We start from the raw sequence: 9038 nt of genomic DNA on the forward strand, positions 1-9038 counted from the left end.
TTATCCCTCCAAAATCCCTTCAAATAATTGGGCTAAATAATCATCATTTTCCATAAACAAAATATGTTTTTCGCTTAACTCTTCCTCTGTGTAATATTTGCTTTCTAGCCAGTCTGATTTTTGAGTTATGGCTAAAATAAAAGTATTCAGCACAAAGTTAGGCTGATTGATTTTTTGCTCAAGGACTTTAATTTCCGAACTTAATTGCAATTTTTCATCATCAATGGATAAATGGCGTAAGCCTTTCGGATCGACAAAGGTCAGCCATTGCTTGCCCGATTTATCCACCAACCACAAGAGAAAATCAGGATAGAAATTGCCTGCTAAAGCGAAGCCAACTCCTTTTGATTTGTGTGCGGCATTTCGCATTAAAAATAGCTGTTTATCGCCAATCCATTGATAAAGATTGCCCGATTTTTCCGCCTCAATTAAATCTTGCACAAAGTGAATTTCACTTTCGTCATTGATCAATAGTGGCGTAAGAGTAAAAGGCAATTCGCCCATTTCTTTGTTAAAGACAAATAACGGGTTGTATAAATGTTGCTCTAAACTCAAGGTAATTAACGCATTATGCACAAAATAGCCATTTAATGCTTGGACATTGCTTGTTTTTTCTACTAACTGCTTTAGGTGCTCTAAACGTTTGAAAACTTCATCGCCTTCATCGGTCGGCTCAATGTTAAACACATAATTGTCAATGATTGAGCCGTCTTGCTCGGTTAAATCCACCGCCTCTAAATGCTCACCCTCATAGGCATTTTGCATCGCTTGATAAAATTTCTCGGTGTATTTTTTTAGCAGTTCGATCAAAATCGCCTGTTGCTTTTCCACCGCTGCAAAATTGGTGAGAGCTAATTCCGAGGCGGGAATATAAAGTTGATACCAATCTTGATGTTGTTCGACAAATTGGCGTAATTGAGCCTTGTTTAAGCGTAAATTAAACAAGCGATTTTCCGCTTTATATTGTTGCAAGCTCAAATAAATATTATCCCAATCAAATAAAGGGAAAAGTTGAGCATTAAGATTGTGAAATTCACGCTGATCCACGAAGGTTTTCGTCATTTTTTGGCTCGTTAAGGCTTCTACTCTCGGGTATAAATCGTGCTTAATTTGAATAGGTTTGATTTTGCCTCGATATTTTTCTGGCACATCATAGAGATTTAACGGCATTTTTTGTTTAAAGCCGTTTTTTTGGTAGGCTCTATAGCCGTCTTTCAAGCGAAGTGTTTTGAGCTTTGCCGAATGAGGGAAAGGCTTATAAGTGGGGAAGTCTAACGTGATTAAATCATCATTGGTGGTGATTCCTTCCTCGCTTAAATAGTCTTTGAACTGTTGCATATAATTGGCACGGATACCAAAAATATTCAAAGTTTCGAGTTTATCTAGGAATAATCCCCGAGAAGAGCGGTCATTTTTTGCCGTTCTTTGCAAGCTGAAATCTCGTCCTTTCAAACGCACGCCCCGCCCGAATAGCTGAATAATCTGCGAGCCTTCCGATTTCCCCATATTGAGCAAGCCCATTGTGGAAACCCGCCAGCTTGACCAACCTTCGGTAAATTTGCGTGAACCGATCAATAAATTGATTTTGCTGCTTGGCTGATTGATTTGAGCGAATAATCCTTCTCCATAATCATCGTTTTGGCTATCAAACACTTTTTGATTTTCGGCTAATTTAAAAAAGCCCGCATCATTGCCAATATTGATTACTGCAAAATAAGGCTGATCCCCCACTTGTAATGCCAATTCCCCACCGGATTTTTTTAGATTAGCAAGTTGCAAACGCTTCGCTACCTTGGCGTTAAACACTTTTTGCAAAATATCTTCAAAAAGCGACCGCTCTTTTCCCTTAAAATCCTGCAATGGCACAAATTGATTGAGAAAAATACTATTGCCTTTTGTGTCTAACAGGCTGGCTTGATCGCTTAATAATTCATTCAGCCATAATAAAATTTGAGCTTGATTTTCAGGATCTAAGAAAAACGCCAATAACTGCAAAACGTGCAAAATATCAGAGGTTTCTTGTTTATCGCTACCTGAAACGGTATTCCCCACAAACACCCAGAGCGGTTTTTCTAAATTAAAGGGCATTAATTTCTCCCCGCCTCGTGCAAATAGATACAGTTGCTGATAAAAGGTAAGTACACAGGCAACAAAATATTTTCTCTCTGTTTGAGCAGTAAATTCCTTTAAATTAAAAATGCGATGTTCTTTGCCGTAACCGTCCGCATAGAAAAATTTATAGGAATAATCAAATAATACCGATTTGGCATAAATTGCGTAAATCGACTTTTCTATCGGTTTTTTCACTTCAAAGCGGTTACGCTTTTTAGCAAATGTTACCTCTTTTGCCAAAGCTTGTCCGAAGGTGGCGGAATATTCAAAGGCAAAGCCAACATCAATCATTTGCTCACGCAAATTAAGCCATTCTGTTCCTTTTGCTCCTCGATGTCCTTCGTCCACTAGCACTAATTTATCGCCTGCAAAACAGCTCACAGCCACTTTTTGTACGCTTTCTTTCTCAGCGAGTTTGCTAATTTCTAATATCTGAATATCGCCAAAAGCGGTATTTTTATTAAAAATCCCCGCAGAAAATCCCGATAATTCCAAGTCGATATAGTGCTGCTGTGAAAGTCCCTCGTTAGGCGTTAAGAGATAAATGGGCAAGCGGTCTTTTTTACAATAATGTAAATATTGCAGGATATTCACATGCATTAACAGGGTTTTGCCCGAACCCGTTGCATTCCAAAACGCCAATTTATTTAAATTTTCTTCGGTGTAAGGGCTAAATTCAGGGGCGTTTTCATCGGCTTCAAAATGAATTAAACGTTGCTGATTTAAAACGGAAATCAATTCTGCTTTTTTATTAAAATACCAATCTAAATAAATTTCGGTAAACAACAGCGATAAATATTGAAAATATTTCATCTTCAATATTTTGTTTTCCTTAATATTTCGTTCAGCCGTAATTTGTTGCCAATAGCGAGCGATATTTAAATCATAACGGCATAAATCGGCTTCGGGGATTAAATCGCTATAAAATAAACTCGATTGCATTTCCTTAAAAAATAAGGTTTGCCCATCGCTGTCAATTCCCTCAAAACGATCACCACTCAAACGCTGTTTAAATTGAGCGAGATTTTCCTGATTAAATAGTGATAAAATCCATTGATTTAAAATTAAATCTTGATGAAAAGTGCGGTTAATTTTGCTTGCCATTTTTTATTCCTCAAACATTAAACGTAAAAATGTTTCTTCAATGGAACGCAAATTCAGGCTTTGTACTAATTCCCCGTCTGTTGCCAAAGTTTGGGTCTGGCTGGCAATGCTGTGGTCGCCATTGAGATAGATAAGATCAAACTCGTTATCATTCGGATTGATGTCTAACTTATCAAACAGTTGCGAAATTTCAGCATAATTTAACCGCTTGCAATCTCGCCAAATAATCAGCACCTTTTTGCCGTTAAGCTGTTCACCTTTCACAAGCACCCAGCCCCGTTTTTCCCGCTGATCATCAACAAAATGCACCTTTAAGCCAATTAAATAGTTAAAGGTTTCCACCAAATCAATGGTTTGCGGTTGATATGCTCCTGCACTGTCGCTGGCGATATTGAGTTGATAATTAAAGGGATCGATAAAGTGATCAGTATTGAGCAAGCTGCCACGGCTTTCTACTTCTAACAGATAATTTAGCAAATAATCTGACCGCACTTCTTCGGGCATATTCACCCAGTCTTTTTGTCCCTCGGCATTTTTAAGTACAAGGTTATTGAGCGTGTCTTCATAGCTTTCCAGTTTTAGCACTTTGACTAATTGGGAAATACCGTTGAGATTATCAGGATTTTCAGGCTTGCCCGCTTTCCAGTCTTTGGCATACACCACTTTTTGAATACGAGGTTTTAGTACCGTATCAAAATATTCCCCTTGCTCTACCAAAATATATTTGCGTTTACCTTGATCTTCACGATTAAGGTTAATGACAGCGTGGGCAGTAGTGCCGGAACCGGCGAAGTAGTCGAGGATTAAATCTGATTTATGCTCATAAGTTACACTTTTAATTAAATAACTAACCAACTTCACTGGTTTTGGATTTTTAAATTCTTCTTTATTAAATAAATCAATAATTTGTTTTGATGCATCTTCATTTGTTTCCATTTCATAGTGATTAGGAGAAAATATATTTTTCATTTTCTTTATTTCTCCACCAGACTTTATATGGTTTGGTCTGAATGGTAATTTGCTAATATATAATTCTTCATTGTTAGCAATTATTTCATTTAGTTTTTGTTGAGAATACCTAAATTCTCCCTTAAGAGTAAATTCATTTTCATTTGAACCATTCTTTATTATTACGTGGTTTAATAGCTCAGTTTTAATACTTCCTTCTGACATATCTTGTGGTTCTATAATACAATTAGGAATATTAAATTTAACACTATAAGCTGGAAATTTTAAAGTGGATAAATTATTTCCAGAATTATTGAGAGGTGTTTTTTTTCCTTCAGTAGTCATTTCAACTGAGAAAGGAAATGTCTTTTTATAGTCTTTAACAAAAGTAATGATATAGTCGTTTAGTTTACCTACATTTTTATGTAAAAAGGATGGTTTTTTCTTTTTTTCCCAAATAAAATCAGTAGCAAAATTTTTTTCTCCAAATATTTCTTTAAATACTTCCCAAGATTTTGATACTTCCACTTCATCAATGCTAAAAGAAATAACCCCTATTGTTTTCATTAAATTTCTAGCATAGATTGCTCTATCATACATTAGGCTTAACCAAGTGGAATGAGGATAATTATCCTTATAAATAAATTTCCCTTCAGATCGATCTTTCTCAGTATTATACGGTGGATCAATATAAATACATTTCACCTGTTCTTGATAACGGGCTTGGAGTAAATTTAGGGCTTGGAAATTATCGGAATGAATAATCACGCCATCGGTTTGGTTATCTAAATCATCAATCAGCGATAATAATTGGGCTTGGAAGGTGGCTGGGTAGAGTGAGGTATCAATCACCAAATGGGGATTTTGCGTGATAAAGGTTAAAAAATCATCAAAATGCGGGGGGGGGGGGTAACAGACTTGCCGAACAAATGCAACCAGTTTTCACGCTGTTTTGCATTGTTTAATACCTGATTGAGCAGATTTTCCACCGCACTTTTTTGATCTTTTAAGGCTGGTAACAGTTTATCAAGAGTGATTAAATAATGGCAGTTGGCGACAAATTTCTTTTTAAGCCACAAGCGTTTTTGGAAGTTTTCTAATTGAGCCAAAAAGGCAATCAGATCTTTTGCCACTGATCGCAGGGTTTGAATAAGGCTTAAATTACGTTCAATATCAGCAAAATCTTCGGCATTTTGCAGATTATCTAAATTCATCACTTCATTTTTAATATAAAAATCTAGCTCACGGCTTAAAAATTCGCCCAAGTTTTTATGGATAAAATAATCTGCCGTATTTTTGGTGGTGTAATCGCTAAGATGTTTTTCAAATAAAGTGCGATCTTTATTTTTCTCGGTCGAAGCAGGGGAGAGCAGTAATATCCATTGCTCAGTAAAAGCAGAAAATCTAAAATTTTCCACCGCTTGTTTGATGAGTTCGGGCTGTTTGGCAGATTTTGGCATTGCTTTATATTCAAAACGGATTTCCAGCTCGCCTTGTTCGTTCACGGAAAATGGCTCGATTTGACGTTCGAGTTCATTATTTTCTTCATCAAAACCAATTTGCATGCGAGGCTCGGCAAGCACAAATAAGCGGTTTTTGTCTTCTTCCTTGCGGTTGTCTTTGGCGGTGTCCGCTTCAATCAGGCGAAAATGCACCTTGCGACCGTCTTCAAGGGCAAAACGATAATGGCTAAAATTTTCGCCTGATTTGGTATAATACTGATCCTTATTTGCCCAGTGTAATACGACTTCTTCGCCATTATAAGGGATTGCGTAGGTTTCGCCTTTGTAACGGCGTTGGCTGATAAAATCACCATTGTCGTAATAACGAGCGAAAAAAGTGAGCAGATGGTTGTAAACAGCATTTTCTTGTTCCTCGTTGCCTTTGAGTTTTTCTCGGACTTTTTGAGGTAGGGTATTTTCTAAAAAATAAGCAATTTGCTCTGAACGTGTATTTAAAATGCGATAAATACCAAAATCAAGCTCTTGTTTGTCGATTTGAAAAATCTCTTTTAATTTTTGGGTTAATGAATCTAATTTTGAGTTCATGGTGCTCTCTTTACTTAGTTATTGAGTGCTATAGTTTAGCATTATAAAAAAGAATTGGGGAGGGATTATTATTTTATGGGATATATAAGTGTATAAATTTTCTGTAATATTTCTTTTAGTGCTTTAATTTCATACCTATAGCCATAGCCTAAAAAATTTCGATAACGATAAAAAGTGTTGAGTGCAATGATCTACCCCAAAAAAGTTGAATTAAATCCTTAACAAATTAAGATGCCGATTTTCTGACAAAATACAACCAATCTTTTAAACAACAAGTCATCGAGTTTTATCTTCAGAATGGAAGAAGTCAATCATTAACTCGTCAGCATTTTTAGTTGAAAGAAACCTCACTTCGCTGTTGACTTTTCCAATATAATAATAGAGGAATCAAGGGGTTATTACCCAAGCCTAAGGGGCGCCCTCCTGTGAAACCAAAATATCCGAAAATGCCACTGAAACCCTAAACTGAGGAAGAATGCTTGCGTTATCGCATTTTGGAGTTAGAAGCGGATAAAGTTGCATGAATTCAGTCAAACAAAAATACGGAAAAAGCCGCTATAGTAAAATCTTTATTCCCGAAGGATCTTCTACGACTTTTTATTGCGACTTATCGGCTTAAAACGTAGTACGTTCTTTTATCATCTTATGGAAAATATAGATACTGGGAAATGTGTCGGAAAAGCGGTATTAGGGTAAGTATGTCAAGAAAGGGGAATTGCTTAGATCTTAGATAATGGGGCGGTGGAAATTTTTGCACAGTTAAAGGCGGAATGGCAGACAGTTCATCAGTTTTGCTGAGCTTGAGCAAACCTTTCACGACTATGTTCGTTACTATAATAATGGGCGTATTCAAGTGAAATTAAAAGGATTGAGTCTGTACAGTACAGAACCCACTCCTTGAATTAAATCAGTCTAAGTTTTTGGGAGTGGAGCACTTCTCGCTTTTTTGTTTTCTTGGAACGAGTAAAGTGCGGTAGTTTTTCGGCGTTTTATTTTTTATAAACAACCCTGCCATTTTTAGAATTTCGGAAAAATTAATCTAGTTTCAGAAATGAATAACTTTATATTGTTTTAACTATTTGATATTATTAGAATAATTTTGGTGAGTTTAAATTTGGACACATATTTTAGAAACGTGCTTAATTTTTAACCTTGATGAAAAACACCAAAAAAAGCTCTTTGGTGTTTTTTTGTGGAAGAGAGGTGAGGATGAAAATTGCTTTAGGTATTGAATATAACGGGCAGCATTATTTTGGTTGGCAACGACAAGACAGAGTGAAGAGCGTACAAGGTGAATTGGAAAAGGCGTTATCTTTTGTTGCAAATGAAAGGATTGATATTTTTTGCGCAGGGAGAACCGATTCCGGTGTGCATGGTACAGGGCAAGTCGTTCATTTTGAAACGAATGTAGTCCGTCCTGAAAAAGCATGGGAGTTCGGCACGAATGCCAATTTGCCTGATGATATTGCGGTGAAATGGGCGAAAGTTGTTGATGATGAATTTCATGCTCGTTTTTCTGCAACGGCTCGTCGTTATCGCTACCTTTTATATTGCAATAAGTTACGTTCCGCTATCTTGCCGGCAGGTATAACCCATTGTCATTTAGAATTGGATGATAAAAAAATGCATCAAGCAGGACAATTTTTACTCGGGGAACATGATTTTTCCGCTTTCCGAGCGGCACAATGTCAATCCAATACACCTTGGAGAAATATTCATCACTTAAATGTGGTGCGAAAAGGAGAATATATTATCGTTGATATTCAGGCGAATGCTTTTGTGCACCATATGGTGCGTAATATTGTGGGGAGTCTGATTGAAGTCGGTGCAGGTAATCAACCTGTTGAATGGCTAAAATGGTTATTGGAACAAAAGGATCGTAAACTTGCCGCACCAACGGCAAAACCTGATGGATTGTATTTGGTGAACGTGATTTATCCTAAAAAATTTGCTATTCCTCAATCTAAATTAGGGCCGCTTTTCCTTGAGGATGCGCTTATTTAACGTAATGAGCTTGTCTGACTAGCAACGAACTTGGAATTATGGTTTAATACGCCGAATTTTCTAGTGGATAAATAGGTAAAAAAATGAGCTGGATCGACCGAATTTTTAGCAAAAGCCCATCTCCTTCAACACGTAAAGCAAATGTACCTGAAGGTGTTTGGACAAAATGTACTTCATGCGAACAGGTGCTTTATAGTGAAGAATTAAAACGCAATCTTTATGTGTGTCCAAAGTGCGAACATCATATGCGTATTGATGCACGTGAACGTCTGTTGCGTTTATTAGATGAAGGCTCAAGCCAAGAAATCGCCGCTGATTTAGAGCCGAAAGATATTTTAAAATTTAAGGATTTAAAGAAATATAAAGATCGTATCAGTGCGGCACAAAAAGAAACCGGTGAGAAAGATGCACTGATTACTATGACGGGAACACTTTATAATATGCCGATTGTGGTGGCTGCATCTAATTTTGCTTTTATGGGCGGTTCAATGGGGTCGGTTGTCGGTGCGAAATTTGTGAAGGCTGCGGAAAAAGCAATGGAATTAAATTGCCCGTTCGTTTGTTTTTCCGCCAGTGGTGGTGCCCGTATGCAAGAGGCGTTATTTTCACTTATGCAAATGGCGAAAACCAGTGCCGTACTTGCACAAATGCGTGAAAAGGGTGTGCCGTTTATTTCCGTACTGACCGATCCTACTTTAGGAGGCGTTTCAGCCAGTTTTGCAATGTTAGGCGATTTAAATATTGCCGAACCAAAAGCGTTAATTGGTTTTGCCGGTCCACGTGTGATTGAACAAACCGTTCGTGAAAAATTACCGGAAGGTT

The 9038-nt window shown here is 37.1% G+C and carries 6 protein-coding genes and 1 pseudogene; 4 read left to right on the forward strand and 3 right to left on the reverse strand.

Going from position 1 to position 9038, the window contains the following annotated elements; genetic code table 11:
* Genes HEMROJRC1_RS10620 through HEMROJRC1_RS10950 form a run of 3 tightly spaced genes read right to left on the reverse strand, consistent with a single transcriptional unit; the run spans window position 1 to window position 6212 of the window.
* Window positions 1-3216: a DEAD/DEAH box helicase family protein gene (locus HEMROJRC1_RS10620; RefSeq protein ID WP_226692884.1), complete on the reverse strand. Its 3216-nt coding sequence runs from the start codon at window positions 3214-3216 to the stop codon at window positions 1-3.
* Window positions 3217-3219: 3 nt separating this feature from the next.
* Window positions 3220-5016, reverse strand: coding sequence for a site-specific DNA-methyltransferase (locus HEMROJRC1_RS10945; protein ID WP_374707296.1), 1797 nt, complete (start codon window positions 5014-5016; stop codon window positions 3220-3222).
* A 26-nt stretch (window positions 5017-5042) separates the two neighbouring features.
* Complete coding sequence (locus HEMROJRC1_RS10950; RefSeq protein WP_374707297.1) at window positions 5043-6212, reverse strand: restriction endonuclease subunit M; 1170 nt, start codon at window positions 6210-6212, stop codon at window positions 5043-5045.
* Between the two features lie 242 nt (window positions 6213-6454).
* Here HEMROJRC1_RS10950 and HEMROJRC1_RS10630 point away from each other — a divergent pair.
* From HEMROJRC1_RS10630 to accD, 4 genes and pseudogenes are all read left to right on the forward strand, one after another.
* Window positions 6455-6902 (forward strand): annotated as a pseudogene (locus tag HEMROJRC1_RS10630) (IS3 family transposase); the annotation flags it as partial.
* Window positions 6903-6996: 94 nt separating this feature from the next.
* Entirely contained in the window at window positions 6997-7113 is a 117-nt protein-coding gene (locus HEMROJRC1_RS10955; RefSeq protein WP_374707308.1) for an IS3 family transposase, read from the forward strand.
* 308 nt (window positions 7114-7421) lie between these two features.
* Window positions 7422-8216 (forward strand): tRNA pseudouridine(38-40) synthase TruA, encoded by a 795-nt coding sequence (gene truA, locus HEMROJRC1_RS10635; RefSeq protein WP_226692885.1) that lies wholly within the window; start codon window positions 7422-7424, stop codon window positions 8214-8216.
* Between the two features lie 83 nt (window positions 8217-8299).
* A partial coding sequence (gene accD / locus HEMROJRC1_RS10640) for an acetyl-CoA carboxylase, carboxyltransferase subunit beta (RefSeq protein ID WP_226692886.1) occupies window positions 8300-9038 on the forward strand: 739 nt, incomplete at its 3' end.

Origin of the sequence: Rodentibacter sp. JRC1 (assembly GCF_020521555.1) — a bacterium.
GTDB classification, from domain to species: Bacteria; Pseudomonadota; Gammaproteobacteria; order Enterobacterales; family Pasteurellaceae; genus Rodentibacter; species Rodentibacter abscessus.